24 protein-coding genes are annotated in these 26,963 nt (G+C 72.1%); 9 read left to right on the top strand and 15 right to left on the bottom strand.

Going from position 1 to position 26,963, the window contains the following annotated elements; genetic code table 11:
- Window positions 1-30: 30 nt before the first annotated feature.
- Window positions 31-174 carry a hypothetical protein gene (locus tag CRV15_RS36150; RefSeq protein ID WP_157849254.1) on the top strand — a complete coding sequence of 48 codons (144 nt, stop codon included), beginning with the start codon at window positions 31-33 and terminating at the stop codon, window positions 172-174.
- Window positions 171-1,631, top strand: coding sequence for a cytochrome P450 (locus tag CRV15_RS31635; protein ID WP_003963265.1), 1,461 nt, complete (start codon window positions 171-173; stop codon window positions 1,629-1,631). Before CRV15_RS36150 ends, CRV15_RS31635 begins: the two co-directional genes overlap by 4 nt.
- A 76-nt stretch (window positions 1,632-1,707) precedes the next feature.
- Here CRV15_RS31635 and CRV15_RS31630 read toward each other — a convergent pair whose 3' ends face one another.
- The 4 genes from CRV15_RS31630 to CRV15_RS31615 form a co-directional block, all read right to left on the bottom strand.
- Window positions 1,708-3,213, bottom strand: a complete 1,506-nt coding sequence (locus CRV15_RS31630; protein ID WP_003953219.1) for an FG-GAP-like repeat-containing protein — start codon at window positions 3,211-3,213, stop codon at window positions 1,708-1,710.
- Between the two features lie 58 nt (window positions 3,214-3,271).
- Window positions 3,272-4,768 carry an FG-GAP repeat protein gene (locus tag CRV15_RS31625; RefSeq protein ID WP_009999265.1) on the bottom strand — a complete coding sequence of 499 codons (1,497 nt, stop codon included), beginning with the start codon at window positions 4,766-4,768 and terminating at the stop codon, window positions 3,272-3,274.
- Between the two features lie 177 nt (window positions 4,769-4,945).
- Window positions 4,946-5,413 (bottom strand): hypothetical protein, encoded by a 468-nt coding sequence (locus CRV15_RS31620; RefSeq protein WP_003953221.1) that lies wholly within the window; start codon window positions 5,411-5,413, stop codon window positions 4,946-4,948.
- A gap of 44 nt (window positions 5,414-5,457) precedes the next feature.
- On the bottom strand, window positions 5,458-6,057 hold the full coding sequence (locus CRV15_RS31615) for a DUF6973 domain-containing protein (protein ID WP_009999264.1): 600 nt from the start codon (window positions 6,055-6,057) through the stop codon (window positions 5,458-5,460).
- Window positions 6,058-6,467: 410 nt separating this feature from the next.
- On the opposite strand from CRV15_RS31615, the gene CRV15_RS31610 reads away from it, so the two are divergent.
- The 4 genes from CRV15_RS31610 to CRV15_RS31595 all read left to right on the top strand — a co-directional run bounded on the left by CRV15_RS31610 (window position 6,468) and on the right by CRV15_RS31595 (window position 10,789).
- Window positions 6,468-7,487, top strand: coding sequence for an alcohol dehydrogenase (locus CRV15_RS31610; RefSeq protein ID WP_003953223.1), 1,020 nt, complete (start codon window positions 6,468-6,470; stop codon window positions 7,485-7,487).
- 660 nt (window positions 7,488-8,147) lie between these two features.
- The gene (locus tag CRV15_RS31605; RefSeq protein ID WP_003953224.1) at window positions 8,148-9,428 is read left to right on the top strand and encodes a cytochrome P450 family protein; all 1,281 of its coding nucleotides are present in this window, start codon (window positions 8,148-8,150) and stop codon (window positions 9,426-9,428) included.
- Window positions 9,429-9,622: 194 nt separating this feature from the next.
- Complete coding sequence (locus CRV15_RS31600) at window positions 9,623-10,030, top strand: RidA family protein (RefSeq protein WP_003953225.1); 408 nt, start codon at window positions 9,623-9,625, stop codon at window positions 10,028-10,030.
- Window positions 10,031-10,411: 381 nt separating this feature from the next.
- The gene (locus tag CRV15_RS31595; protein ID WP_003963263.1) at window positions 10,412-10,789 is read left to right on the top strand and encodes a peptidase inhibitor family I36 protein; all 378 of its coding nucleotides are present in this window, start codon (window positions 10,412-10,414) and stop codon (window positions 10,787-10,789) included.
- A gap of 58 nt (window positions 10,790-10,847) precedes the next feature.
- Here the strand turns inward: CRV15_RS31595 and CRV15_RS31590 are convergent, their stop codons facing one another.
- From CRV15_RS31590 to CRV15_RS31570, 5 genes are all read right to left on the bottom strand, one after another.
- Window positions 10,848-12,287, bottom strand: coding sequence for an FGGY-family carbohydrate kinase (locus tag CRV15_RS31590; RefSeq protein ID WP_003953227.1), 1,440 nt, complete (start codon window positions 12,285-12,287; stop codon window positions 10,848-10,850).
- A 265-nt stretch (window positions 12,288-12,552) separates the two neighbouring features.
- Window positions 12,553-14,025, bottom strand: a complete 1,473-nt coding sequence (locus CRV15_RS31585; protein WP_003953228.1) for an FAD-binding oxidoreductase — start codon at window positions 14,023-14,025, stop codon at window positions 12,553-12,555.
- 108 nt (window positions 14,026-14,133) lie between these two features.
- On the bottom strand, window positions 14,134-14,910 hold the full coding sequence (locus CRV15_RS31580) for an SDR family NAD(P)-dependent oxidoreductase (RefSeq protein ID WP_003953229.1): 777 nt from the start codon (window positions 14,908-14,910) through the stop codon (window positions 14,134-14,136).
- Between the two features lie 537 nt (window positions 14,911-15,447).
- Window positions 15,448-16,014 (bottom strand): glycerol-3-phosphate responsive antiterminator, encoded by a 567-nt coding sequence (locus CRV15_RS31575; RefSeq protein WP_003953230.1) that lies wholly within the window; start codon window positions 16,012-16,014, stop codon window positions 15,448-15,450.
- Between the two features lie 275 nt (window positions 16,015-16,289).
- A complete protein-coding gene (locus CRV15_RS31570; RefSeq protein ID WP_003953231.1) occupies window positions 16,290-16,901 on the bottom strand; it encodes a TetR/AcrR family transcriptional regulator in 612 nt (203 codons plus the stop codon).
- Window positions 16,902-17,062: 161 nt separating this feature from the next.
- On the opposite strand from CRV15_RS31570, the gene CRV15_RS31565 reads away from it, so the two are divergent.
- The 3 genes from CRV15_RS31565 to CRV15_RS31555 all read left to right on the top strand — a co-directional run bounded on the left by CRV15_RS31565 (window position 17,063) and on the right by CRV15_RS31555 (window position 20,093).
- Window positions 17,063-18,139: an FAD-dependent oxidoreductase gene (locus CRV15_RS31565; RefSeq protein ID WP_003963259.1), complete on the top strand. Its 1,077-nt coding sequence runs from the start codon at window positions 17,063-17,065 to the stop codon at window positions 18,137-18,139.
- A gap of 140 nt (window positions 18,140-18,279) precedes the next feature.
- Window positions 18,280-18,711 carry a nuclear transport factor 2 family protein gene (locus tag CRV15_RS31560; RefSeq protein WP_003953233.1) on the top strand — a complete coding sequence of 144 codons (432 nt, stop codon included), beginning with the start codon at window positions 18,280-18,282 and terminating at the stop codon, window positions 18,709-18,711.
- Between the two features lie 302 nt (window positions 18,712-19,013).
- On the top strand, window positions 19,014-20,093 hold the full coding sequence (locus CRV15_RS31555; RefSeq protein WP_003963258.1) for a helix-turn-helix domain-containing protein: 1,080 nt from the start codon (window positions 19,014-19,016) through the stop codon (window positions 20,091-20,093).
- A 202-nt stretch (window positions 20,094-20,295) separates the two neighbouring features.
- On the opposite strand, the gene CRV15_RS31550 is transcribed toward CRV15_RS31555, so the two are convergent.
- From CRV15_RS31550 to CRV15_RS31525, 6 genes are all read right to left on the bottom strand, one after another.
- Window positions 20,296-21,027: a restriction endonuclease gene (locus CRV15_RS31550; protein ID WP_003963257.1), complete on the bottom strand. Its 732-nt coding sequence runs from the start codon at window positions 21,025-21,027 to the stop codon at window positions 20,296-20,298.
- Window positions 21,027-21,170 (bottom strand): hypothetical protein, encoded by a 144-nt coding sequence (locus CRV15_RS37160; protein ID WP_009999260.1) that lies wholly within the window; start codon window positions 21,168-21,170, stop codon window positions 21,027-21,029. The genes CRV15_RS31550 and CRV15_RS37160 overlap by 1 nt, the downstream gene beginning before the upstream one ends.
- A 504-nt stretch (window positions 21,171-21,674) precedes the next feature.
- The gene (locus CRV15_RS31540; RefSeq protein ID WP_003953236.1) at window positions 21,675-22,580 is read right to left on the bottom strand and encodes a transketolase family protein; all 906 of its coding nucleotides are present in this window, start codon (window positions 22,578-22,580) and stop codon (window positions 21,675-21,677) included.
- A 66-nt stretch (window positions 22,581-22,646) separates the two neighbouring features.
- Entirely contained in the window at window positions 22,647-23,459 is an 813-nt protein-coding gene (locus CRV15_RS31535) for a thiamine pyrophosphate-dependent enzyme (RefSeq protein ID WP_003953237.1), read from the bottom strand.
- Window positions 23,460-23,537: 78 nt separating this feature from the next.
- Entirely contained in the window at window positions 23,538-24,863 is a 1,326-nt protein-coding gene (locus tag CRV15_RS31530; protein WP_003953238.1) for an MFS transporter, read from the bottom strand.
- Window positions 24,860-26,908: a condensation domain-containing protein gene (locus CRV15_RS31525; protein ID WP_003953239.1), complete on the bottom strand. Its 2,049-nt coding sequence runs from the start codon at window positions 26,906-26,908 to the stop codon at window positions 24,860-24,862. The genes CRV15_RS31530 and CRV15_RS31525 overlap by 4 nt, the downstream gene beginning before the upstream one ends.
- Window positions 26,909-26,963: the final 55 nt, after the last annotated feature.

Genomic DNA, 26,963 nt, shown 5'->3' with positions numbered 1-26,963 from the left:
GTGCTCCCGAAGGGAGTGAGGTGCGTGCCGATGAAGAAGATGAAGAAGATGAAAAAGGCGAAGAGGACAGAGAGGACGGCGAGGACAGAGAGGACGGAGAGGACGGTGAGGCCGGAGGGGACGAAGAACCGGAGCGTCATCCGGGTCGGAACGTCCAGGGGAGGCGCGCGATGACCTCCACCGTCGCCGCCCTTGGGCACCCGCCGCCCGCCGCCCCGGGCGCCCTCCCCCTCGTGGGCCACGGCCTGGGCCTCTACCGCGATCCGCTGCGGCTGCTGCTGCGCCTGCACCGCCCCGGCACCGGCCCCGGGGTACTCCGGCTGCTGCTCGGCCGACGCCCGATCGTCCTGGTCACCCGGCGTGAACTGGTGCACCGGATTCTCGTCACCGACCCGCACCCCTACGACAAGGGCGGCCCGTTCTTCGACTTCATCCGCTACATGGCCGGAAACGGCCTGGCCACCTGCAATAACGCAGATCATCGGGTGCAGCGGCCCCTGGTGCAGCCCGCGTTCCACCCCACCGCGATCTCCTCGTACGGGCCGGTCGTCGCCGACGCCGGACGCCGGGTCGTGGACGACTGGCACGACGGACAGACCCTGGACGTGAGCGAGGAGGCGATGAAACTCGCCACCCTCACCGTCCTCGGCACACTCTTCCGTGACGCGGATTTCGCCCAGGCCGTCACCGACTCCGTCCGGACCTTTCCACAGCTCGAAAAGGACGGCTTCATCCGGATGGTGCTCCCGCCCTCCCTGCACCGGCTGCCGCTGCCCGCGCTCCGCCGTGTCGACAGGGGCAGGGAACTCATCCGCACGGCACTCGCCGGGGCCATCGCCGCCCACCGGGCCACCGGAGCGGACGGGAACGAGGTGCTGTCCCGGCTCATGGCCGCCACGGGGCCCGACGGCACGCCCGCCTTCACCGAGACCGACCTCGTGGACCAGGTCTTCACCTTGATCGGCGCCGGAGTGGAGACCTCCGCCTCCTCGGTCGCCTCGGCCCTGCACCTCCTCGCCACCGACCAGGACGTGCAGCACCGGCTGCGCGCCGAACTCGCCGACGTCCTCGGCGGCCGGGACCCCGTGGCCGAGGATCTGCCCCGGCTGCCGCTGCTCGGCCGGGTCGTCACCGAGACCCTGCGGCTGTACCCGTCCGTCTGGCTGGTCAGCCGGGTCACCACCGCCCCGGTCGAACTCGGCGGACACCGGATACCCGCCGGGGTCGACGTGGTCTTCAGCCCCTACTGCCTCCACCGCGACCCCGAGGTCTTCCCCCGGCCCGCCTCCTTCGACCCCGACCGCTGGCTGCCCGAACGGGCGGGCAGGGCACAGCGGCAGGCCCTCATCCCGTTCTCGACCGGCCGTCGCAAATGCGTCGGCGACACCCTGGCCATGAACGAGATCGCGCTGTTCCTGGCGTCGGCGCTCACCCGTTACCGCTTCCGCCACGCCCCCGGCAGCCGCTCGCGGCCCACCGCCCTGGCCACACTGTCCCTGGCCGGAATACGGCTGACCGTCCACCGGCTGACCGACCCCGACCCCGACCCCGACCCTGGCTCAGGCCCCGGCCCCGACCCCGGTGCCGACTCGGGCTTCGACGGGCACCAGCCCGCCGAGCCCGCCCGATAGAGCCGACGGGCCCGTACGGCATCCGTACGGGCCCATGGCCTCAGCGGGCGGCGGCGGCAGCACGCGCGCGCTCCCCCTACTGGTTGAACCGGGCGCCGAACTCGTCCTGGGCGTTGGCGTAGAGACCGAGCGTCCCCTGCCCGAAGGTGATGGACCCCTTGGCGGTGAGCCCGGACGCGGTCGGCTCGAAGACCCAGACCGACCCGGCGTTCCAGTTCTCGCCCACGGCGGCGACGACGACCTCGCCCCGCCCGTCCCGGTCGGTGTCGACGACCTTCGAGGTGGAGCCGAACTGGTCGTCGATCTCCGCCCCGCCCGGCACATCGGGGGAGTCCTGGTGGAACATCTGCGCCCCGGTGCCCGTCGGACCGCTCGCGGAGCCCCGGATCACGACGAAGGCGCCCGCCTGGCGGATCTTCCCGACCCCCTCGCCGGGCACACCCGCGACGATGTCGCCGTAGCCGTCCCCGTCGACGTCCCCGACCGTCACATCGGAACCGAACCTGTCCCCCTCGGTGAACCGCACCGGGCCCTCGGCGGTGCCCGGTATCCCGGGGCTGTCCTGGTTGAACGAACGGGCCCGCGCCACCACCGGGCCCTGAGCGGAGCCCGGGAGCCAGGTGACCTTGCCGCCCTTGTCGATCGGCTGCTCGCCGGAGTACCCCTGGCGGCTGCGGCCGATGACGAGGTCCTCGTAGCCGTCCCGGTTCACGTCCCCGACGTCGATGTTGTTGCCGATGGTGCTGCGGCCCGTGAGCCGGGTGCCGCTGCCCAGGCCCTTCGCCGTGCCGGGCCGGAACCAGGTCGTGGCGCCCGGGCTGTCGATGTCGGCCTGGATCGTGACGAGGTCGTCCCTGCCGTCACGGTTCAGATCACCGGAGGCCATGTCGTGAATCCGGAGCTTGTCGTCCTTGACGGTGGTCGACGCGGCGGGGGAGCCGTCCCGGCGGAACGGGCCCGACAGGGTGTGCCGGCTCACGCCGTACCCCTCGATGAGGGTGAGATCGGTGTCGCCGTCGCCGTCGAAGTCCCCGGCGGCCATCACGGAGCCGATCTGTCCGTACTCCTGGACGCCGGTCTTCAGGGTCGCCCCGCCGGAGAGGCCCTTCGGCCCGCCCCAGATCACCGAGACGGTTCCGGCGTTGTGGAATTCGCCCACGTCCTCCCCGGTGGCGGCGACGATCAGGTCCGTGTAGCCGTCCCGGTCCAGATCGCCGGTGGTCGTGACGGTGCCGAACCCGTCGTATGTCTCGGCCTCCTCGGGAACCCCCGGGCTGTCCTGGTGGATGAGCTGGCGTTTCGCGTACAGCGGGCCGGTTCTGCCGCCGTAGAGGACGGCGACGTACCCCGGCATGAGGACGTCCTCCATGTTCGCGGCGGGGGCCGAGACCGCCACATCGGGGAAACCGTCGCCGTTGAAGTCGTCGGGCGTCGCCTTCGGCGCCTTCCGTTCCGCCTGCGCCGTGGCGCCTGCCGCCGGGGGCCGCTCGGGAGCGGCGTGCGCCGCCGGTACGGACAGGGTCCCGGCGACCGCGAGCGCGGCGACGGGACCGAGGACACGGATCGTTCCGCGTGAGGTCATGGGTCGGTGTCTTCCTGTGAGGGACAGAGTTCGAGAAGCAGGCGGGGAGGGGCCGTCGTCAGTCGTTGAACGAGCCGAGGAGGCCCTTGGCGGCGAGCATGCCGAGCGAGCCCGCGCCGAAGGTGACGGAGCCCGTCGCGGTGACCCCGTTGCGCGTCCCGGGGAGGAACGAGACCACCCCGGCGCTCTCGTTCTCCCCCAGGGCCGAGGCGAACAGCTCGCCCCTGCCGTCGCCGTTGATGTCGACGACGGTGGAGCGGTAGCCGAAGATGTCGGAGGGCTCGGCGGCGCCCGGCACCCCCGGGGTGTCCTGGCTGACGGCCTGCGAACCCTTCCCGGTGGGCCCCTCCTTGGAGCCGCGCAGGACGACCACGGAACCGGCCTTCTGGACCCGGCCGAGGGCCTCGTGGGGCACGCCCGCCGCGATGTCCTGGTACCCGTCGCCGTCGACATCGCCGATGGAGACGCCCGTGCCGAAGCCGTCGCGCCACTCGGCGGCCCCGGGCACATGCGCGCTGTCCTGGTTGAACGCGCGGGCCCGTGCGGGCAGCGGCCCCTTGGCCGAGCCGGGAATCCAGGTGATCATCCCGCCCTTGGCGGTCGGGATGTACACGTCCTCGTCGCCGCCGTCGACGGTCCGGCCGATGACGATGTCCGCGTAGCCGTCCCGGTTGATGTCGCCGACGTCCGCGTTGTCGCCGTCGAACTTCCCGGCGCCGAAGTGCCGCAGCTGGCCGATGCCGGAGGCGGTCCCCAGCCGGAACGAGGCACCGTACCCCTGGAAGTCGCCGTGGCCCACGGTCGTGGTGACGAGGTCCGTCCGCCCGTCGCGGTTCGTGTCGCCCGCAGCGAGGTCCACGTAGGAGTAGTGGTCGAGGCCGTACCCGTCGCGCTCCGTTCCGGCGTGCGAGCCGTCCCGCCCGAAGGGGCCGAAGACCGTCCGCAGACGGAAGTTCCCGTCGTCGGTGGTGACGAGGTCGCTGTCGCCGTCGCCGTCGAAGTCCCCGACCGCGAGCAGACGGCCGAGGGCGTCGCGCGCCCGGACCCCGCTCGTGACGGTCGTCCCGCCGGAGAGCCCCTGCGGTCCGCCCCACACCACCGTGACCGTACCGGCGTCCTGGAGCGTGCCGACGTCCTCGGTGGCGGTGCCGACGACCAGATCGGTGTAGCCGTCCCGGTCGAGGTCCCCGCTGACGAGGGCGCCGCCGAAGCCGTCACCCTCCTCGGCCTCGTCGGGGATTCCCGCGGTGTCCTGGTGGACGATCTGCTTCCGCGCGAGCGGGGAACCGCTCCTGGAGCCGTAGAGGACGGCGACGTAACCGGCCTTGGCCACGCCGTCCACCGTTCCGTGCTGGGCGGCGACCGCCACATCGCGGTAGCCGTCGCCGTTGAAGTCCTCCGGTTGCGCCACCGGTTCGGCCCGCTGCCGTGACGCGCTCTCCGCCGGTGCGGCGAACGCCGGGGCCGAGGCGGCGGCCGGGGCCGCCAGCGCGCCGATGACCACCGCGATCGCGACGGCCAGCCCCGGGCCGCGGGGTGCGCTGTGTGTCCTCATGGGGGGTCCCTCCCTGACGAAGGCGAACGGTGAGTGGGACACGCGGGGTTGACGTCCCGTCATGCCACTGCTTGACCCACGAGTACGCGGAAGGGTTGCACCACCTCCCGGGGATCGTTCACCCGGGGATCGTTCGGCCGGGATCGTTGGGCCGGGAATCGTTGGGCCTGGATTCGTTCAGCGCGTGATGCGCGCGGCTTCCTCCGGCGTGCCCGTCGCCGTGCCCGCCGCTGCGCCCCCCGGCGTCCGCAGCCGGACGACCACCAGCCCCACCGCCCGCACCAGGCACAGGAAGGCCACGACGGGCAGGACGGCCACCGTCGGGTTCACCCAGCCCGGCACCAGGTCATAGCCCGCGTTGCACTCGTTGCTCAGCGGGAACCACCGCGTGTACTCCTCGCGCTCCTCCTGACGCGCGGCGCGGTACACGTGGTCGTAGGGCTGCCCCGCCTCACGGCACGCCTCCTCCACGTCCAGCCCTCCGGACATCAGACCGAAGAAGTGGACGAGTGCGGTCGTGACCAGCAGCAGGAGCGCGGTCCCGGTGAACCAGCCGGGGCTGCGCCGCCACCGCCCACCGACCAGCGGCCGGGCCCAGGACCACAGAGTGAGCCCGGCCACCAACAGCAAGGGGAGCAGCGCCATGGGCCCACTCTGCCCCGCCCGTCGGGGGCAGCGGCGGCAGGGCGTCAGGGGTGCCGGAGCGCGATCACGTCGACCCCGTACGGGTTCGTCAGATCGATGGTGTCCGGCTCGGGAACGATCCGCGCCTCCCGTCCGTAGTGAAGACAGGTGGACTCGATCAGGCGCGGCGCCCCCTCGTTCCGCAGCCCGACCTGGACGCCCGTCTTGTTCTTGTACTCGTCCATGAGCTGGGCGTCACGGCTCCACCCCGGGTTCGCCCGCCCGTCGATCTCGTGCGCCGCGGCCATCCGCTGCGCGAAGCCGCGATGGGTGCCCTCCGTCATCAGACCGTTCCAGACGCAGTGCCGCGCGGCGTCGGTCCGGTTGTCCTCCGTCTCCGTCGCCTCGGGGAACGCCTTCTTCGACAGATCGAACGCCGGTCCGCGCGCGTTGCGGACCCGGAAGCAGTCCACGGGCTCGTTCTCGCACACGATGCGCCGCTGGATGCCGGTGGACCACCAGGTGTCGAGCGTGTCCCCCGTGGCCGCGATCGCGGGGAACTCCATGGGGAACGCGGCCGGGCCGCCGCCGAACCGGAGCCGCAGCCGGTTGCCCTCGAACCCCGTCCGCACCGGCACCGCCGCCCCCGTCGCGTCGAAGCCCATGGGCAGCCCGACCCCCGCGACGACCGCGCCGGGCCGTTCCCGCTGAACGCGGCGACGAGCGTACGCGGACGAGCCGGGCGGCGGACACCCCGGTGAAGTGACGTCGCTGCGCGGATTCGACGGAGAAATACCAGGGGAATCCGGGGGAAGGCGTGGACGCGCGGGTGGGTGCGGCGCGCCGTGGAGATCAGAGAGGAAGACGCCCTTCCGGCCGGTCGGCCGACAGCGGCCCACCCGGTCGCGTGGCCGGTTTCCGCCGGGCGGGTGTGGCCCCGCGCGCCCCGGCCGGTGCGGCGGGCGGGGGCCGGGGCCCCCGGGTACGGTCGTACGGCCGGACCGCCCCCTTCCGCACCGGGAGTGTGCCCGTGGGCCGTCAGGGACGCGGGCACGGAGAGAAGGAGACCGACCTCATGAGCTCCATGCGTGTTGCCGAGGTGACCACTCCGGGCGGCGAGTTCCGGATCGTCGAACGCGAGCTGCCCGAGCCGGGGCCCGGGCAGGTCAGGATCGCGGTCGAGGCGTGCGGGATCTGCCACACCGACTCCTACCTCGTGGACAACCACTTCCCCGGACTGGACTTCCCCCTGGTCACCGGGCATGAGGTGGCGGGCAGAATCGACGCCCTCGGCGAGGGCGTCCAGGGTTGGCGGCAGGGGGAACGGGTCGGCGTCGGATGGTTCGGCGGGCACTGCGGCCACTGCCTCTCCTGCCGGGACGGCGACTTCATCACCTGCGACTCCCTCCAGGTGCCCGGCTGGTCCTACCCCGGCGGCTTCGCCGAGGCCATGGTCGCCCCGGCCAACGCGCTCGTCCGGATTCCGGACGGGCTCTCCGCCATCGAGGCGGCACCCCTCGGCTGCGCGGGCGTGACCGTCTACAACTCCCTGCGGCGCAGCGCCGCCCGCGCCGGTGACCTCGTCGCCGTGGTCGGTCTCGGCGGGCTCGGCCATCTCGGGGTGCAGTACGCCGCCGCCTCCGGCTTCGATACTGTCGCCGTCGCCCGGGGCGCCGACAAGGAGGAGCTGGCGCTGCGGCTCGGCGCCCGCCACTACATCGACTCCACCACGACCGATGTGGCGGAGGCGCTGCGCGACCTCGGTGGCGCGACGGTCGTCCTGGCGACCGCCGCCAACTCCGACGCGATGTCGCGGACCGTCGACGGGCTGGCGCCACGCGGTCAGCTCCTGGTGATCGGGGTCTCGTCCGACCCGCTCACGATCACCCCGCTCCAGCTCATCAACGCCGCCCGGAGCGTGCACGGCCATCCCTCCGGGACGGCGCGGGACGTCGAGAGGGCCATGGCGTTCGCCGCGCTCAGCGGGGTGCGCCCGATGGTCGAGACGGCCCCGCTGGAGGAGGCCGGTGCCGCGTACGAACGGATGCGCAGTGGTGCCGCGCGGTTCCGGATGGTGCTCACCATCGGCGGCTGAGCCGCCCCGCCCTGCTGCGCGCCTCCCGTGCGGCCCTCGGCGGTCCCGGCACGGCCCCACGCCCGGGGCCGCCGCGTGGGTGGGGGGCCGTCCCGGCCCGGACGGCCTCCCGGTGGATGAACGGCCGCGCGGGAGGGTTTCCCGTACGGGTCGGCCGGACGCGTGTGCTCGTTCGTGTTTCCCGCAGGGGCTTCTCGTACGGGGTTTCCGGTGCGGGCTGTCGTGCTCGGCGGTCCGTGCCCCCGCCGTGCCCCCTGGACGTACGTTTCACGGAACGGTGCCGTCCATGGAACGGCCCCCGCCGCAGGGGCCCTCCCGTCCACGACGTCCCGTAGGGATCTTCCGTACGGAGCTTTCCGTACGGAGTCTTCCGCGCGGGAGGGACTTTCCGTACGGGCCCCTCGGACGAGTGCGCCGGTCCGGGTTCTCCCGTACGGGGCCTCCCGCAGGGGCTTCCCGTACGGGCCGCCGCGGCCGGCGGTTCGCGCCCCGGGGCGCCCCCTGGACGCGCTCTTCACGGAACGGTGCCGTCCACGGACGATGGACCCGCGGCCCGCGCCCACCCGCCGAACCCCGGCGGGCAGGCGGGCGGAGCCGACCGACCGGCGGCGCATCGGACCCGTCGGCGGCATCAGACCTCATCTACCGTCAGGAGCGCCGATGGAGACCACCGACCCCGCCGAGTCGTCCCGTACGGAGCCGCTGCCCCAACTGGACCTCAGCCCCCGGCGCTCCCCCCACGCCACCAACGCCCGGCTGCTGGCCGAGGGCAACGTCGCCGACACCGTGCTCCCCGGCGGGATACCCGGTATGGCGGTCCTCGGCCACGAGGCGCTGAAGGACTTCCTGACCCACCCCGAGGTCACCAAGAACCCCGAGCACTTCACCGCCCTCCAGGAGGGGCGAATCCCCGAGAACTGGCCGATGCTGCTCTTCACCACCGTGCCCGGAATGCACACCGCCGACGGCGCGAAGCACCGCAGGCTGCGCTCGCTGATCAGCAAGGAGTTCACGGCGCGCCGGGTGGAGGAGCTGCGGCCCCGGATCGAGGGGCATGTCTCCCGGCTGCTCGACGGCCTCGCTGCCGCTGCCGCCGCGGCCGGGGACGGCGTCGTCGATCTGCACCCCCACTTCGCGTTGCCCCTGCCGCTGGAGGTGATCTGCGAACTGTTCGGGGTGGATGAGGAGTACCGGCAGCGGATGCACGAGCTGACGGAGCAGACCCTCGATGTCACCGGCGATCCGGAACCGGCGGCGCTGGCCTATCGGGAGCTGACGGAGGTCGTGGCCACGGTCGTCGTCAACCGGACCCGGGAGCCCGGCGACGATCTGACGAGCGCGCTGATCGCCCTGCGGGAGGAGGACGGCGACCGGCTCAGCGAGGATGAGCTGAACGCGACGATCCGGACGTCGATCATCGCCGGTCATGAGACGACGATGACGCTGATCAGCAATGCCGTACGGGCCCTGTGCGGGCATCGCGAACAGCTCGACACGGTACGGTCGGGCGGCGCGAGCTGGGGCGACGTGGTCGAGGAGACCCTGCGTTGGGACGCCCCGATCAGCTACTTCCCGTTCCGCTACCCGAAGCGGGACCTCGTCGTGGACGGCACCTTGATCCCCAAGGGCACCCCGGTTCTCGCCGGTTACTCCGCGGCCGGCCGGGACAAGGCGGCGCACGGGGCGGACGCCGACCGGTTCGACGTCACCCGTGCCGCACGGGAGTCGGCGGTACGGCATCTGTCGCTGGGGCACGGGGCCCACTTCTGCGTGGGGGCCCATCTGGGCCGTACGGAGGCCGAGATCGCCCTGCGGAGCCTGTTCGCCCGCTTCCCCGAACTGGATCTGGCGGTACCCGAGGCGGATCTCCTGAGGCATCCGAGCCCCCTCGACAGTGCCACCGACGGACTGCCGGTCAGGCTGGGGACGGAAGCCGGCTGACCGCCCGGCGGTGCCCGTGGTGGCCGCGCGCCGCTGAGCCGCGCGGTCACCACGAGGTTCCCCCGTCACCCAAAAGTGCGTTCTTCCCAGGTCGCGGCCGTTCTCCTACGGTTCCTCAGTAATCGAGGGAAACCGAGGCGCCCGATCCGCACGACGACAGCGGACCCGGTGCCCCCTGGCGAGAGGCGAACAGTATGGCCATCACCCTGCTCGACCCCGAGGAGCTGCCGAAGACCGGCGTCCACCGGCAGGTGGCGATCGCGTCCGGGACGAAGCTGGTCTTCGTCGCGGGGCAGGTCGCCTGGGACGCCGACGGGGTCACGGTCGGCGAAGGAGACCTCACCGCCCAGGTCGAACGCTGCTATCTCAACGTCGCCACCGCGCTGGCCGCCGCGGGAGGCTCCTTCGCGGACGTCACCCGGCTGACCGTGTACGCCGTCGACTGGACCCCGGAGAAGATGCCCCTCTTCCTGGAGGGCGTCGCCCGCGCCGCCGCCCGGCTGGGCGTCACTCCGGCGGCACCGGCCACGCTGGTGGGCGTCGCGGCACTGCACGTCCCCGTCCATCTGGTGGAGGTCGAGGCCACGGCGGTCATGGGCTGAACACCCGAACGGGCCCGGGGCCATCCGTTGTGGCCCCGGGCGGCGGCGTCGCGCCCCAGGAAGCCGCCGCCCGGGAGTCGGGGTGGGACCGTACGGAAGAAGAAGAGGAGCACCGGAGCACCGGAGCACAGGAGGAACGGAAGAGCGGAGGAACGGGGGTGCGAGTGTGCGGGGGGTGCGCCCATCTTCACGGCCCCACCGCCGGGACGGTTCACCGCGGACCCCTGGGCAAGTGTGGCGATCCTCACGCGTCCGGCGCCGCGCCGTATCCGTGGGGTAGGTGTGGCCCGGCGGTCCGCGACCACCGGTGGCGGCCCCCCCCCGGGCCGCTTTCCGCCCCGTCCGCGGATTCCCGCCCGGGGTCCCTCTCTGGAGGTTCACATGTACCGCACTGCCCTCCCGGCCGTGGTCCTGACCCTGGCCGCCACCACGCTCGCCGCCGGGCCCGCGGCGGCCGACCCCGTGATCGCCCAGGTCGGGACGTTCACCGGCTCGAACTGTCCCGGTCAGAGCCTCTGTCTCTACCGGGACGTCGACTTCACGGGCGGCGGTATCTCCGTCAGCGCCCGCGACACGATCGCCTCGCTGCGGAACTACGACTTCAACGACACGATGTCGTCCTGGTCCAACGACACCGGCCGCATCTGCACCTGGTACGACCACGACGACCTCACGGGCCGCTACCACCACATGCTGATCGGATACCGAGTCAACCTGCCGATGAACGAGAACGACACCGCCTCGTCGGTCCGCTGCTGACCCGCTCGGCCCCGAGGGAAGCTCCGGGGGAGGCGCCGGGGCCGGTGCCCCGGGAGGCTCAGCCGAGGACGCCGTAGGTCTGCCGGTAGATCTCGTCGGTGTGCCGCCGCACCTCGCGGTGCACCTCCCCGAGGCGCCGGTAGACCGCGCGGCGGGCTCCGTCCGGGACGAAGACGGCCCCCGGGCGGACCATCCGGTCGACGGCCTCGTCGAAGTCCGTGCACAGCCCGACGCCGACCGCCGCGCAGATCGCCGCGCCGAGGCCCGCCGCGCCCGATGACGCCTCGGCCCGGCGGGCCGGGAGGCCGTGCACGTCCGCGTGGATCTGCATCATCAGATCGGAACGGGAGCCACCGCCGGAGACGATGACCTCCCGGTACTCCGTGCCGAGTTCGGCGGCCATCCGCGCCGACGCGTCCTGGACGGTGAGGGCCAGCGCCTCCAGGATCGCGCGGTGGATGTGGAAGCGGCCCTGACGGCCGTCGAAGCCGAGCAGACTGCCCCTGCGGAACGGGGCGTCCGCCGGGGCCAGCCAGTCGAGCACGGCCAGCAGCCCGTCACAGCCCGGCGGGACCTGCTCCGCCCCCGCGTCGAGATACGCGTCCGGGGACAGGCCCGCGGCCCGCGCCCGCCCGGACACCTCCTCGCCGAGCAGATCGCGGTACCAGCTCACCGTCCACATCCCGCGCCGGACACCGTTCGACTCGTACAGATGACGGCCGGGCTCGCTCGCGTAGTTGGTCCAGAAGGCGCGGGCGTCCGGCATCGGCCGGCTTCCGGCCGTCATCGCCGCCGCGTAGGTACCGAGGGACACCAGCAGGGTCCCGGGCCCGCGCAGTCCGCAGCCGAGCGCCTCCACCGCCTTGTCGTTCGCGGTGGCGACGACCGGGACCCCCGCCGGTATACCGGTGTGCGCGGACGCCCGCCGGGTGATCCCGCCGAGCACATGGCCCGGCATGACGAGGTCGAACAGCATGGGCCGGGTCACGCCGAACTTCGCCAGCTCGGCGTCGTCCGTCGACCACTGCCAGGTCTCCGGGTCCACGGGCCATATTCCGGCGCAGTTCGCGGCCGTGTCGCGGAAGGCGCCCGTCAGCCGGTGCGCGAGATAGCCGGACGAGGTGGTGACATACGCGGCCCCGGGGTCGGCGTGCGGCTGCCCCACCCGCTCGTCCATCCAGCTCATGACCGGCCGCGCCAGCAGCCCGTCCCAGTTCAGCAGGGCTCGGCAGAAACGGATCGAGCACAGTCCGACGCCCGCGATGTCCGCCGGGTCGCCGGGGAAGCCCGCGAGCGCCACTCGGCTCGCCTCGCCGATCGACGTCCACAGATCGTCGTCGGGGTGCTCGACCGCGCCGGGGCGCGGGGTCAGATACGGCCGCAGGGCGGCCCGGCCCTCGCTCATGGCCCGGCCCCGGTCGTCGAAGACGGTCACCTTGGCCGACTGGGAGCCGCTGTCGATGCCGATGACGTAACGGGGACGGGTGCTGCTGGCCATGCGGGCTCCGGGGTACGGGCCGGACGGACGGCACCACCCGGCGGAAGAACGGAAGGAGGGAAGGGCGGAAGGAAGGAAAGGAATGGAGGGAGGGGAAGAAGGGACAGGAGGGGAGAAGGGACAGGAGGGGGAGCTGGGGGAGGGGGGAGCGCGGCCCCGTCACTTGGGAGGGGGAAAGGGACGGGACCGCGCGGCCATGGGCCGGGCCCGGTGGCCCGGCGAGGGGGGAGAAGGCAGGCAGGGGCGGGGGTTCAGCCCTCGGGGTTCAGCCCTCGATCGGGAAGATCGTGCCCTTGTTCATGATCCCGTTGGGGTCGAACGCCTCCTTCAACTTGGCCAGCAGGTAGTACGCGCTGCCGTGCTCCTGTGCCGTCCACCCCGCCCGGTACTTGCCGATGCCGTGGTGGTGGACCATCGAGCCGCCCACCCGAAGGGCCTCCTCGACGATGATCGCGTTGAGCGGGATGTGGTACGTCCCGATCTCCTCGCGCGGTTCGCAGCCGACCTTGTAGTCGTAGACGAAGTAGAGGTTGGTGCCGGTCTGATAGCTGTGCGAGGAGTGCGCGCCCAGCAGCAGGAGGTCATCGGCGGCGGGGAACTCCGTACGGACGCGGCGCATGACGGCGTCGTACAGCTCGACCGTCCGCGACCAGTCGACGGCCACCTCGGTGGTGTAGCCGAGTTCGGCGGCGCGGAGCATATGCGCCTTCTCGGCCTCGATCTTGTCGGGGCCCCAGTTGAGGCCGGTGAACCAGGCCCTGATCAGCCCGGCGTCGACCCGGGTGTGCGAGTGCCGGGCGGCGACCCGTTCGATCTCCTCGCTCGTCGCCCGGACGAGCCCCTTCGGGCCCTCGGCGACGAAGATGACCACGACCGCCTCGCCGTGGAAGCCGGGCAGCTCCGAGAAGTGCTGCCGGGCGTCCTCGGGGGAGTAGACGCGGGCCACGGAGGGGCGGTAGCCGTTGGTGACCACCTCGCGGACGATCGCGACGCCGGTCGCCATGTCGTCGACGAGGAAGCCGTGGAACTCGTCGTTCTCCGGCTGGAAGCGGAAGACCTTCACCGTCACCTCGGTGATGAAGCACAGGGCGCCCTCGTTGCCGATGACGATGTGCCGGATGTCGGGCCCGGCGGCGCGGCGCGGGACGTTCTTGATCCGGGTGACGGTGCCGTCGGGGAAGACCGCCTCCAGCCCGACGACCATGTCCTCGATCCCGCCGTACAGCGTGGAGAGCTGACCGGTCGACCGGGTGGAGACCAGCCCGCCGTACTGGGCGAGCGGTTTGGACTGCGGGGAGTGGCCGGTGGTGAGGCCCTGGGCGCGCAATTGGTCCTCAAGGGTCTGGAGGGGGACCCCGCAGCCCACGGTGACCCGCATGTTCTCGATGTCGACGGGGTGGATCGCGGCGAGGCCGGAGCCGTCGAGGACGATGGTGTCCTCGACGACCGTCTCCAGTCCGCCCTCGGTGCCGGAGCCGCCGGTGCGGGCGACGACATTGATCCGGTGGTCGTTCGCGAAGGCCAGGACGCGGGCGATGTCCTCGGTGGAGCGGGCGCGGACGATCGCCGCCGGGATCGGTCCGTCGTAGATGCCGTGCACGGACGGGTACTTCTTGAAGCGGTCGACGCTCGCCCGCTTGAGCTGGTCCTCGTCGGTGACGACCGGTCCGGCGCCGAGCAGCTCCTTCAGCCGGGCGACGATCTCCTCACGGGTGAGTTTCGAGAGCGATGGGGGCATGGGTTCCACCTCGTGGTGTATCCGTGTGCTGTGTGCCGGCGGGGGGTTGGCGGGGCGCGGGGGAGTGCGGCGCGCGCGACGGGGCGGGGCGTGGCTGTCGCGGGGGTGTCAGCGGACCAGATAGCCCCCGTCCACCGGCAGGACCACACCGTTGATGTAGTCGGACGCGCGGGAGGCGAGGAACACCACCGCCCCCATCAGATCGGCCGCCTCGCCCCAGCGCGCGGCGGGGATGTGGTCGAGGACCCGCTGGTTGCTCTCGGGGTCCGTGCGGGTCGCCTCGGTGATCCGGGTGGCGAAGTAGCCGGGCGCCAACGCGTTGACCTGGATGTTGTACTGGGCCAGCTCATCGCAGTACGCCTTGGTGAAGCCCGCTATGCCGTGTTTGGTCGCCGCGTACGCGGGAGACCACCGGCCGCCCAGGACGGAGAAGACCGAGGCGATGTTGATTATCTTGCCGGAGCGCTGCGGGATCATGAACGAGGTCGCCTCATGGCTCAGCTCGAAGGCGGCGGTGAGATTGATCGCGACCATCGGGTCCCACTCCGCGCGGCCGAACTCCTCGACGGTGGCGAGCGTGGCGATGCCCGCCGAGTTCACGAGGATGTCCACGGAGCCGAAGGCTTCCACACAGCCCCGGACGACCTGTCGGGGCACACCCGGCTCGGTGAGGTCCGCCTTGAGGAACTCCATCCGGCGGCCGGTGGCTTCGACGAGTGCGCGGGTCGTGCCGTCGTCCGCGAGGGCGGACGCGACGAAGACGTTCGCGCCTGCCTTGGCGAGGGCGAGCGAGAACGCCTGGCCCAGACCGGTGTTGCCGCCGGTGACGATGGCGTTCCTGCCGTCGAGGGAGAAGAGGCGGGGGTGGAAGTCCGTGATGTCCACAGAGGGGGTTCCTGCCTTGGGCGGGTGAGGATGGGGTGAGGAGGACGGGGTGGGGATGACGATGTGGTGAGACGGGATGGTGAGACGGGGTGGTGAGGACAGGGTGGGGAAAAGACGTTCGATCAGGAGAAGGGAACAGCCTCCGGAATCCCCCGGGCTTCCGGTGCCGACCCGTATCCGGAACCACGCCGAAGCGATGGAGACGAAACGCGGCACGGCCGACATTTCTGGGCCTTGGTCAACGTTCCGTCACCTCTTCGCAAAAGATCATTATCCGGACAGAAAAAGAGAACAGTAATCCTCGGTGGGTGAGGAGTTACTGTTCTCTGGTCTCTAGTAACTGCTTCCGCGCGGGGCGGCAGCCGATATGAAATTGTCCGGCGAGAATCGACATGCAGCGGCGACGGTCAGTCGGAGAATCGACGAGCCGCTGAATCGAAGGACCGGTGGGCTGATGGCGGCTCTGCGGCCGAGTTACGAGCGTAAGTTACGAGCGGCTGTTTACACTGTCAACCCTGCGTCCTCGGTGATGTGGTGTCACATGGCCCACACATCCCGATTTGAGGAGGCGATGGCGCACGCGCCTGCCTTCAGCGCGGCGAATACGTCCTCCCGGTCGCACACGAGTCCGCCCGCGATGATCGGGACATCGGTCTCCGCGACGAGCCAGGAGATCACCCGGGGAATGCAGCCCGGCAGGATCTCCACGCAGTCCGGCTTCGAGATGCGCACCTGCGGGACGAGGTTGTGGTACGAGAACGAGTCGATGAGAAAGAACCGGTGCACCGCGTACAGTCCCTGCTCACGGGCGGCGCGCACCATGAACGCCTTCGAGCTGAGAATCCCGTCGACGGCGGTCCGTTCCTTCATATAGCGGACCACGACCTCCTTCCCGGCGAAGCCGTCGAGCAGGTCGACGTTGACCAGGACGATATGCCCGTGGTCCTTGAGCGTCCGCACGATGTCGGGCAGATCGAGGAGGGACCCGTACAGCAGGAACACGATTCTCGGGCCGGAGCCCAGGACCGCCCGGAGGCCGTCCGCGTCCTTGACGCTCGCGATGACCGGGTGCTGCTCCAGGAGTTCGGTGAGGCTGGCGTCCAATGGCGGTCTCCCCGGCGGTCTCCCCGTACGGAATGGGCCAACCATACGGGGCCCGCCGCAGGCCGGGTATGCCGTCTCCCCCGGGCTGGCCGAAGACCACCGGGCCAGGGGCCGGCCCCCGGCCCGGGGACGGGCGGTCGGATGACCACCTCGCGTCCGTCTGCACGGGGCCGGCGTTCTCGGCTGTTCCGCGACGATGCTCCGGTGGTCACGTGTTCGGCAAAGTTCATTGCCGGAACGGCAACGGCAGGGGCGGTCTCCGTCCCCTGCGGTGGTCACTGCGGGGTCTCGGGGCTCTCGGGCAGCTCCGGGGCCTCGGGGTAGACCGCCTGGAGCAGGTCGCGTACAAAACGGTCGAGGTCGTCCAGACCGGCGGCGGCCAGCGTGTCGGGGCCCCCGGCCAGCAGATGCGGGACGGCGGCGTGCAGGGCGAGGGTGACGGTCGTGGCGCGCTGTGGGGTGACGGGCAGTCCGGCGGCCCGCTGTGCCTGCTCGAAGCCGGTGAAGTCTGAGGCCGCGACGGCGTCGAGGACGGTCGAGAGCCAGGGTTTGCGGGCGGCCTCGGCCTGGAGTTCCAGATGGGCGAGCAGCCGGGGGCGGCCCGGCCCCGCGACGTTCTCCAGCAGGGTCCGGACCAGGACCACCAGGCCCTCGCGGTCGGCAGGGCCGGTGCCGAGCGGGCCCGCGGTGATCTCGCGATACTGCTCATGGCAGCGCTCGGCCACCGCCCGCAACACGGCGTCCCTGGTCGGGAAGTAGTTCTTGGTGGTGCCGAGCGGTACCCCGGCGGCCGTGTCGACGGCCCGGTGGGTCAGCCCGCGTCCGCCGGCGGCGGCCAGCACCTCGACGGCCGCGTCACGCAGCCGGTCCCGCCGGTCGGGATTCACCGTCGGTCGCCCCGCCTCTGCCCGTTGTCCCCTGTCCTACGGCTCGTCATCTTCCCTCACCCGGTGATTTCTTGGGCAGGCTACCCCAGTTGTGGTACCACGGCTGTGGTGAAACCGGGTGGACGGGGCCGGCGGACGGGGCTGTACGACCGGGAGGGCGTATGACCGGAACAGCGGTGGTCGTGGGGGCGGGAGTCGGCGGGCTGGCGACCGCGCTCGGGCTGCGCCGCGCGGGGTGGTCGGTCTCCGTCTGTGAACGGCGCGCCGGGCCCGAGCGGTACGGCACCGCGTTCGGCATCCATCCCGCCGCGCAGGCCGCGCTCGACCGGCTCGGTGTGGGCGAGGCGGTCCGCGCCCGGGCGGTGCCCTACCGGAACGCGCAGATCCGCACCCCGGAGGGGAGGGTGCTGGCGAACCTCCCGCTGGAGCGGATCGAGCGCAGAGCGGGCCGGGCGGAGCTGATGATCCCCCGGCCCCGGCTGATGGACGCCCTGCTGGACGCGGTGGCCGCGTTCGGGGATGTCCCGGTCGCCTACGGTGCGCCGGTCTCCTGCGTACGGCAGCTCGCCGCCGCGAACGATCTGGTGGTCGGCGCCGACGGGATCGGCAGCACCGTGCGCGCCGCCTGCTTCGGCGGGCGCGGCGCCCCGCGCTTCATCGGAACCGTGGCCTGGATCGGCATCGCCGACTTCGAGAGCGGTGTGTACGGCGAGACCTGGGGCGCGGGGCGCTTCTTCGGGATCACCCCGATCGAACCGGGGCGCACGAACTGGTACGCCACCGTGCCCGCCGCCACCACGGCCGAGGAGCTGCGCGGGTACTTCGACGGCTGGCACGACCCGATCCCGCGCATTCTCGCCGGAACCGATCCGTCCGAGTGGATTCGCTATGAGATGCGGCACCTCTACCCCGCGCTGCCCGCCTTCGTCCGTGGTGGAAGGGTCGCGCTGGTCGGCGACGCCGCGCACGCCATGACGCCCAACCTGGGCCAGGGGGCGTGCACGGCGATCCTCGACGCCGAGGCCCTGGCGCGGGCCGTCGCCGCGCTCCCTCCCGGCGGCGCGCCCGGTCGCGGCGCGCCCGGTCCCGGGGGTCTGTCCGCCGCGCTGCGCGCCTATGACGCGGAACGCCGCCGCAGCGCGCAGCGGGTCGCCTTCGCCTCCCGGTGGCTGCACCGCTTCATGACCGTCCGGCGCACTGGCCCGCGTGACCTGCTGATAGGCGTGCTGCCGTGGTGAGGGGTGTCAGGGCGCCCTGGCGTGTCATCGCGTAATCAAGTTTGACTAGCTGATGGTCCAGGGGTACTTTTGCAGGGTAATCAAGTTTGATCAATCATCCCCAGATCGACGAGTCCCGACGGACTCCCGGAGGAGTGCGCATGCCCCAGCTTCCCGACGCCGGATACACCCCGACCGCCGACGAGACCGCCTCCGTCCACGCCTGGTTCGCCGACTACGACAAGGCCGCCGCGAGCGGTGACATCCAGCGGATGGCCGACGTCGCGGTCTTCCCCCTCAACCTCATCAGCGACGACTCGGCGGGCAACGGCGCCTCGGCCCAGTGGAGCCGTGAGCAGTTCGTCGAGACCATGACCCATGTGGTGGGGGACGGAAGCCAGGACATCAGCTTCGAGTCCGAGCGGACGCCCGTCTTCCTGAGCCCGGCCATGGTGGTCGTCTTCACCGACTCGGTCATGACGGCCGGGGATGTCACCCAGCGGCTGCGCTACGCCGACATCCTGATCAAACGGGACGGGGCGTGGGCGTTCCAGACCATGATCCAGGGCGGCTGGGGCGACAATCTGCGCTGACCCGCGCTGACCTGCGTTGGCCTGCGCTGGCCCGTGCTGGCCGTGCTGACCCGCGCCATCGGTGCTGATCGGTGCTGATCGGTGGCGAACCGCGCGCACCGGAGGCGGAGGTCCGATGGCCGATGGCCGGACGGGCGAGGGCCCTGCCCGTCCGGCCCGGCCCACGGCCGCCACCGGGTCCGTGGCGATGGAGAACTTCCACAGGTCTAGAGCAGTGGAAGTGTCCAAATGCCGACTTGCCCCCACCCGGGTGTCAGGGTCACTGTTGCGATCACTGATGACCGATCGCCGTCGGAGGCCCCATGCTGCGGGTGTACTTCACCAGTGACGACCTCGCCCGGGTGAGAGTCGCGGTGGCCCCCGACCCCCTGTGGGAGATCAGCAACAGCTTTCAGACGCTGGCGTCGGGGCGTGACGGCGCCCCCGCGTTCAGCGCGTGGCGGCGCCAGACCCTGCACCGGCTGCCACCCCTCTGCACGGCCCTCGGCACCCTGCTGCCGCCGCGCGGATACTCGCCGGACTTCCTCACCCCCGACCCGCGCGGCTCCTTCGACCTGGAGAGCAGGCTCGACACCGTGCTCAGCGTCCCCCGTGCCTGGCTGCGGGCGGACATGTCCCGGCTGGCGGCCGGGTCGGGCGTGCCGCTCCCGGCCTGGGGGCGCGCCCTGGCCGACGGCGAGCCCGGGGCGCTGCGCCGACTCGCCGCCACCCTCCGCGCCTACCATCAGCACGCGCTCGCCCCGATCTGGGCGCAGGTCCGGGCCCAGGTGGACGCCGACCGGGCGGTGCGCGCCCGGGATGCGCTGGAGGGCGGCACCGAAGGGCTGCTGAAAGGTTTCACCCCGGTACTGCGCTGGCGGCCACCCGTCCTGGAGGCCGACTATCCGGTGGAGCGGGAGGTCCGGCTGAACGGCCGAGGACTGCTGCTGCAACCCTCGTACTTCTGCGCCCGCGCCCCGGTCACCCTCGCCGACAGCGAACGGACCCCCGTCCTCGTCTACCCCCTCCAGCACGCGCCCGGCGTCCCGACCCCCGGTGGTACGGGGCCGCCCGTCTCGCTCGGTGTGCTCATCGGCCGTACCCGCGCCGCCGTCCTGGGGGCCGTCGTCTCCGGCTGTACCACCGGCGAACTGGCCGGTCGGTTAGGTGTCTCCAGCCCTGCCGCCAGTCAGCACACCGCCGTGCTGCGCGAGGCGGGTCTGCTGGTGAGCGTGCGGCACGGCAGAAGCGTGCTCCACACCATCACCCCGGCCGGGCTGGCCCTGCTCCTGGGCGGTACCGGTACGGGAACGGGGAGGGGCGCGGCGGGCGCCCGGGGTGCCCCTGGTACGCCTGGTGCCCGTGGTTTCCCAGGTGCCTCCGGCCCTTCGCCTCAGGGCTGATCGTGCCGCTACCGCCCCGGGCCGGGGCGATGTCCTGGCAGTCGGCGGCCGGGGGGCGAAGTCCCGGTAGCCGAGCGCTGCTGCCGCGCGGACGGACCGGGCCGGGGCCACGGTCCGTCGCGGCGCGGCAGGCCGCCGCCCGCTGACCGGCTGCCCGTACACCCCCGGCGGCCGGAACCGCTCCGGCCGCCCGGAGGCCCGTTCAGGCGGCGCCGCCCAGCCGGTTCCCTCGGGGGCGCGCGGACCGTATCGACCGGTCGGGCAGGCCGAGCAGTTCGTGCAGCGCCGTTCCGCTCTCGGCCCAGCGCCGCAGCCGTTCCCTGTCGACCCAGTGGACGCCGTGCCGGTCGCCCCACGCCATGGCGTCGCGGGTGAAGGAACCGTTGGTGACGACGACGGCGTGATCCGCCCCGTGCGCCGGTCCGGCCGTGCCCTTCACCGCGTACATCACCGGCGAGCCCACCTTCCCGCCGACCCGGGTGTGCTTGGCCTGGACGACGATCCGGCCGCGTCGGCGGTGGTCGCCTATGACATCGGCGGCCTGGTCCCCGCCGCCGCCCACCCTGCGGGCGGGCCAGCCGTCACGGACCAGCAGATCCCGCAGGGCGTACTCGAAGCGTCTGTCGTCCAGGGCGTCGAGGTCGGCCAGGGACAGCCGCAGCAGGGCCAGCCGCTCCCGCTGTCGGCGCCGGGCCGTGAACACCCGCCGGTACCGCGCCGCGACGGCCACTCCCGCGAGCAGGGCGAGCAGCAGCAGGACCGGCCGAACGGCCGTCAGGGCCTCGACCGCCGCGAGCGCCGCGCGGGCGGCCAGGACGAGCAGGGCCAGGGCCACCACGCCCGCCGATACCAGCTCGGCCGGACCGCGCGGGCGCCGCAGCGGCAGCCACCCCGAACGGCGCCGCCGCGCCGCGCCTTGCGCCGGTGGCCGCATCAGCGCTGGCCGGTCGGCGTGGACGACGCGCTCGGCCGGGGCTCGGCGGCGGGCGGCGTGCCCGTCGCCGACTCACCGAACCCGACGGTCTGTCCCCACAGCCACACCCCGGCCAGCAGCCCGGCGATCGTCCAGCCGCTCATCCGTTTCGCCTTCCTGGGACCCGGTTTGCGGCGGAGATGCGCGCGTACGTGAACGAATCCCTCCGGTGCTTTCGCCATGCCTTCCCCCTCCCATCGGCGGCCCGTCCCCTGAGCCGCCCCTGCAAAAGGTCTAGCAGCGGGCACTGACAGCCCATGACGGTTCATCACGACACGGAGCCGATATGGGATTTCAATCAGCCATCGACCCGCTCGGCAGCCGACCGGCCCGCACGATCGGGGCATCTCCTCGCCGACCCGGCCCTCACCTGGGACGATCAGATCGATCAGCGTCCGTGCCGCCCGTACCGCCCATCACCCCCGGTACGCCGGTCCCTGCGGCGCCCGCCCCGTCGCACCCCGTTGACCTGCGAAGGAAGGTCCGGAGCGCCAACGGCGGAGGCCCCGCCGGGGAATGGCGAGAAGCAAGGGCTCCCCCCTGCCTCCCGCCTGTCCCTGCTTGTCCTGCCTGTCCCCGTTCGCCTCGCCGGATGTCTCCCGGCCGCCTCATCGGGCGCCGAGGAAACCGCCGATGTCCTCCCGGAGCGACGCCGCGTCCAGCCGGTGGGCGGTCAGATGCTCGTCCATCTGCCCGTAACGGCGCAGCTCCTTGCGTCCCACGCCCAGTCCGAGCACGCGGTGGGGCAGGTCGCGCAGCGCGTCGTTGGCCGCGGCGGTGGAGGTGCCCGCCAGATACGGTTCGACGATCACCACATCGGCCGCCGCTCCCGTACCGCCGACGGCCCGGCGCAGGGTCGCGCTGTCGAAGGGCCTGACGGTCGTCGCGTAGAGCAGGGTGACGTCGAGGTCGCGCACGGCCTCGGCCACGGCCTCCAGCATCGGACCCACCGCGACCACGACCCCCGAACGGCCCTCGCGCAGAGTGAGGAAGCCCTCGCCGGTCACCGGGAGCGGCGTCTCGTTCTGCTGGAGCGAGAGCCGCACATAGACACGGTCGTCGCCGGTGACCGCCTTGCGGAGCAGGGCCTCCGCCTCGTCGGGGTGGCCGGGGACATGGATGGTCCAGCCGTCCAGCGTGTCCAGGAGGGCGACATCGCCGGGTGCCATATGGGTGAAGCCCCCGGCCGGCCAGTCGTACGAGCCACCGGCGCTGACCAGCACCGCCCCGGTGTCCTGGTGGCCGAAGTCGAGCTTGATCTGCTCGAAGGGCCGCTCGACCAGGAAGCTCGCGAAGGTGTGGACGACCGGCCGCAGCCCGGTCAGTGCCAGCCCTCCGCCGACGCCGATCAGCAGTTGTTCGCGGATGCCCACATTGATCACCCGGTCCGGGTGGGCCTCCCGGGCGGGTGCGAAGCCGTCGGCGCTGATGTCCGCGAGAACGACGGCCAGCCGCGGGTCATCGTCGAGCAGCCGGGACGTGGTGGAGATGAAACGTTCGCGCATGGTGTCCATCGCGGTGTTCCCCTTGAATGAGTCGATGGGTCGGTACGGGCGGTGCGGAAGCGGAACGGGAGGCGGTCAGGCGATCTTCGGCTCACCGTGGTCGGCCTTGGACTCCACCCGGGCGATCACCGCGTGCGGACGCCCGGGGTGCGGCAGGGTGTACGCCGCGTACAGTGCCTCGTGGTCCCGCCCGTCGACGGTCACCGCCGACCAGCCCGCCGACGCGAAACGGGAGGCGATCCCGCCCGGCCAGCCATGGGTGGCGGAGCCGTTGTCGATGACGAGGGTGTGCAGCGCCTCCAGCCCCGCGGGGCCCGCGTACGCGATGGCCTCGTGATTGCTGCCCTCGTCCAGCTCCGCGTCCCCGATCAGTACCCACACCCGCGGCTCGGTCCGCCCCTGCGCCCGCAGTCCGAGCGCCGTGCCCACGCCGAGCGGCAGCCCGTGTCCGAGCGACCCGCTGCCGATCTCCGCCCCGGGCACCAGCACCCGGTCCGGGTGGTGACCGAGCGGTGAGTCATAGCTGCCGAAACCGGACAGTGACTCCTCGGAGACGAAGCCCTTGGCGGCCAGGACGGCGTAATAGGCCATCGGGCCATGGCCCTTGGAGAGCAGGAACCGATCCCGTTCCGGGGCGTCCGCGGTGGCGGGGGACACCCGCAGCACCCGGTCGTAGAGCACCCACAGCGCGTCGAGTGTCGAGGTGGCGGCCGGTCCGTGCTTCTCGTCCCCGGTCATCAGGGACATCAGCCGGTCGAGATCGCCGAAGCCTGTGGCGGTGGGGCCGGCGGTTCCGGCCCTGCTTCCGGCTCCGACCTCGGCTTCGGCTTCGGCTCCGGCTTCAGGGCGGGCTCCGACGGGGTGGCTGTTCGCTGTCGTCTGCGTCATGGATCAACCATGCAACTTCAAGTTCACTTGAAGTCAAGCGCACCCGGGAGAGCCCGCCCCGGCACCGCCGCCCGGCCGTCAACGACCCCCGCCGTCAGCGCCGTTCCCCTCGGCCCCGTCACTCCCTTCGTTCCGGTCGCTCGTCCCGTCGACTCCGCCGACCGGCTGCGGCTCCCGGCCCAGGTTGCGGATGGCGGGAACGCAGAGCATGGCCGCGATACAGACGACCGACATGACGGACGAGAAGAGGAGCACATCGTCCGCGCCGACGGACTCGGCCGCCGGGCCGGAGAGGGCGCGGCCGAGGGGGATGACCATGATGGAGCCCGCGACGTCATAGGCGTAGACCCGGCTCAGGACGGCGAGCGGGATGTGGGACTGGACGCTGGTCGCCCACATCACTCCCCAGAACGCGAAGCCGCAGCCCGCGAGGACATGGACGAACGCCGTCGCCGTGAAGGACCAACCCAGCGCGGGAGCCAGCGGGTTGAGGGCGAAGAAGAACATCGCGCAGGCCCCCGCGACCAGGGGACGGCGGGGGCGGACCCGCATGCCGAGGAGGCCGCCGACGATCGTGCCGGCGCCGTCGGCGGAGGCGATCCAGCCATAGCCGTCGGCGCCGTGCTGCTCGCTGAGCAGCGCCGCGCCCAGTGGCAGGGACGGGCCGAAGACGAAGAGCCCGTACATGCTCCAGATCGCGATGACCCCCCACAGCCAGGGGCGGGACCGGAACTCGTGCCATCCGGTGACCAGTCTGCGCAGGATGGGGTCGTCGCTCTCGTCCCGTGTGGTACGGAGTTTGCACAGTGGGGCAAGACCCAGTGCGCTGAGCGCGTAGGCCGCCGCGATGACCACATACGAGCTCGCGACATCCCCGTACGCGACGAGGAGCCCGGCGAGCCCGGGACCGATCAGGGCGCTCATCGCCTCGGAGATGCGCAGCAGCGCGTTGGCCCGCTGGATGTCCTCGGCGACCTGGGGGACCATGCTGGCCAGGCCGGGCTGGAACATCGCGGTCGCCGCGCCGCTGACCGCCATCAGGGCCATGATCTGCCACAGCGCCGCCCGGCCGTCACCCGCGAGCAGTGCCGCCATCGCGATCATGGCCAGCATCCGTACCCCGTCGGCGCCGATCATCATCACCTGGGGGGTGAAGCGGTCGGCCAGCACCCCGCCGAAGAGGACCAGCAGCGCGATCGGTGTCATCCACGCGGCGAGCGCGTAGCCCACGCCGCCCGCTCCATGGCCCGCGCCGAGGACGGCGGTCGTGAGCGACACCATGAGCATGCCGTCGGCGAGCAGCGAGGTGCTGCGGGCGGTGAAGAAGAGACGGAAGTGGCGCGAGCGCCAGGGGCTGGGGAGCGGGTCCGGCTTCTGCTGAACCGTTACGTCGTCGATGGTCATGCCAGATCCGCCGTTCCCGCCGCGCCTGAGCCCGCTGCCGTTCCCGTTCCTGCTCCTGCTCCTGCTTCGGTTCCGGCTTCCGCTTCCGTTCCCGTTCCGGATTCCGGCTTCCGTTCCCGGCCGTCTCCTTCGCTGAGGACCGGCTGCCCGGCCCAGCCGCCGTCCTCGCTCCTCTGCCCCCGTCCCGATTCCTGTTCCCGTTCCCGATCCTGTTCCTGTTCCTGCTCCGGGGGCGGGTCCTGGACGATCACATACCGGCGCGGGGCCAGCAGCCCGGGGCGGCCCGGGAGCATGTCCATCAGGGCGGCGTGGGCCTGTTCCGGTGTCAACGGGGAGCCACCGGCGGCGATGTACGCGGTGAGCCCCCCGGCCTCCGTGCCCGGGGCGTCCAGGGCGACATGCGCCGGTCGGCCCCCGAGCGCCGTGCTCAGCGCGTCGGCGACACCCCGCGGCGAGACCCAGCAGCCGTCCACCCGTGCCCAGTCCGAACCGCGTTCCACCGGCCGGACCCCCGTGACCTCGGTCAGCGCCGCGAGCGGCACATCCGCCGCGCCTGCCGCCTCCAGCAGCCGGACCAGCCCGGTGAGGAAAGCCTCCGCCTCGCTCCGGGGGAGCAGCGCCGGGTCGGCCCACACCCCGAGGTGGAGCGTCGGCTCGGTCCGGTACACGAAGGTCAGCAGCCGGGTCGGCAGCACCTGCTCCGGCCCCGGGCCCACTTCCAGTTCAGGGTCCTCGGTCTCGTCCGTGGTCGCGGAGGCGAGCGTCGACGGCAGCAGGCTCACATCGTTGAAGACGACATCGCGCGCGAAGGCGCTGCCGCGCTCCCATGTCGTCCGCCCGATCATGTCCCACAGGGCGAGGGAGTCGAACCGGCTGTGCCGGTAGGCGTTGAGCGCGGCGCCCCACGCCTTGCGCAGAAGTGCGTCGAAGGAGTCCTCGCGGACGTCCAGCAGGAGCAGCGCGTCCTGGGAGAGGGTGTTCACCGAACGGGACATCTGGGGCAGGAAGCGGTTGGACGTCGGGACGGCGGCGACGCAGGAGGGCTGTCCGGTGCGGTGCGCGACCAGCGTGCACCACGCCGTCAGCAGGACCGTCGACGGCAGCGCGCCCGTCCGCCGCGCCACGAGCGCCAGCGCGCGGGCCCCCCGCCGGGAGCGCAGGACGAGCCCCGGCTGCCGGGTGTCGGTGCCTTCGGCGCCGGGCTCCGCGAACATCGCCTGAGGGCCGGTGCGGAGGATGCGTTCCCAGTGCCTCAGGGACGCGTCGGACTTCCGCAGCCCCGCCGGGGACGTCTCCTCGGCGGCGAGGTCGAGCGGCGTGAGCATGTCCAGGGGCGGCAGCGTCCCCTCGGCCAGCAGGGTGGTCCACTCCTCCCGGAGGACGGCGAGCGCGCTCCCGTCCGTCACGGCGTGGCTGGACGCCAGCGCGACGAAGAGGGGCATCCCGTCCAGGGCGATGAGCGAGATCCGCAGCGGGAAGTCCCGGTCCAGCCGGAACCGGCCCGCGCGGGAGTGCCGCGCCACCGATTCGGCGTAGGCGGCGGCATCGTCGGGGAGGGCGTCGTGGTTGAGGACGGTGACGGTGAACTCGCCCCCGGTCGCCACCGTCTGCTCGCGCGGCACCGCGCCCGCCGGACCGGGGAACGTGGTCCGCAGCGCCTCGTGCCGGACGGCCAGCGCGCGCAGCGCGTCGACCGCGGCCTCCACCCGGGTCCCGGCCGGTACCGGCCAGACGTCGTGGATGTTGATGTGGGTGGGCTCGTCCCGCAGGATGCAGCGGATCATGTTGGCCTGCCCCATGGTGACGGGGCCCCGGCGGGCCTCGCCGCCCGTGTAGGCGACGGTGACGGTGCGGATGGCCGTCGGCCTCGGCCGCACGGATGACCGTTCGGCCACCTCGGGTACCTCAGCCACCTCGGGCGCCTCAGGTACGTCATGCACCTCGGGTACGTCATGCACCTCGGGCACCTCGGATACTTCAGCTACTTCAGCTACTTCAGATACTTCGGGCACTTGAGATACTTCGCTCACTTCGGTCACCGCCATGAGACCGGCACCGCCCGGAGCGGGGGCACGCGGTGTGGGGAGTGGGGCATGTGAC

This window comes from Streptomyces clavuligerus, assembly GCF_005519465.1.
Lineage (GTDB): Bacteria > Actinomycetota > Actinomycetes > Streptomycetales > Streptomycetaceae > Streptomyces > Streptomyces clavuligerus.
Note: the sequence above shows the minus strand (reverse complement) of the source record. Positions and strands in the feature narration are given on the sequence as shown.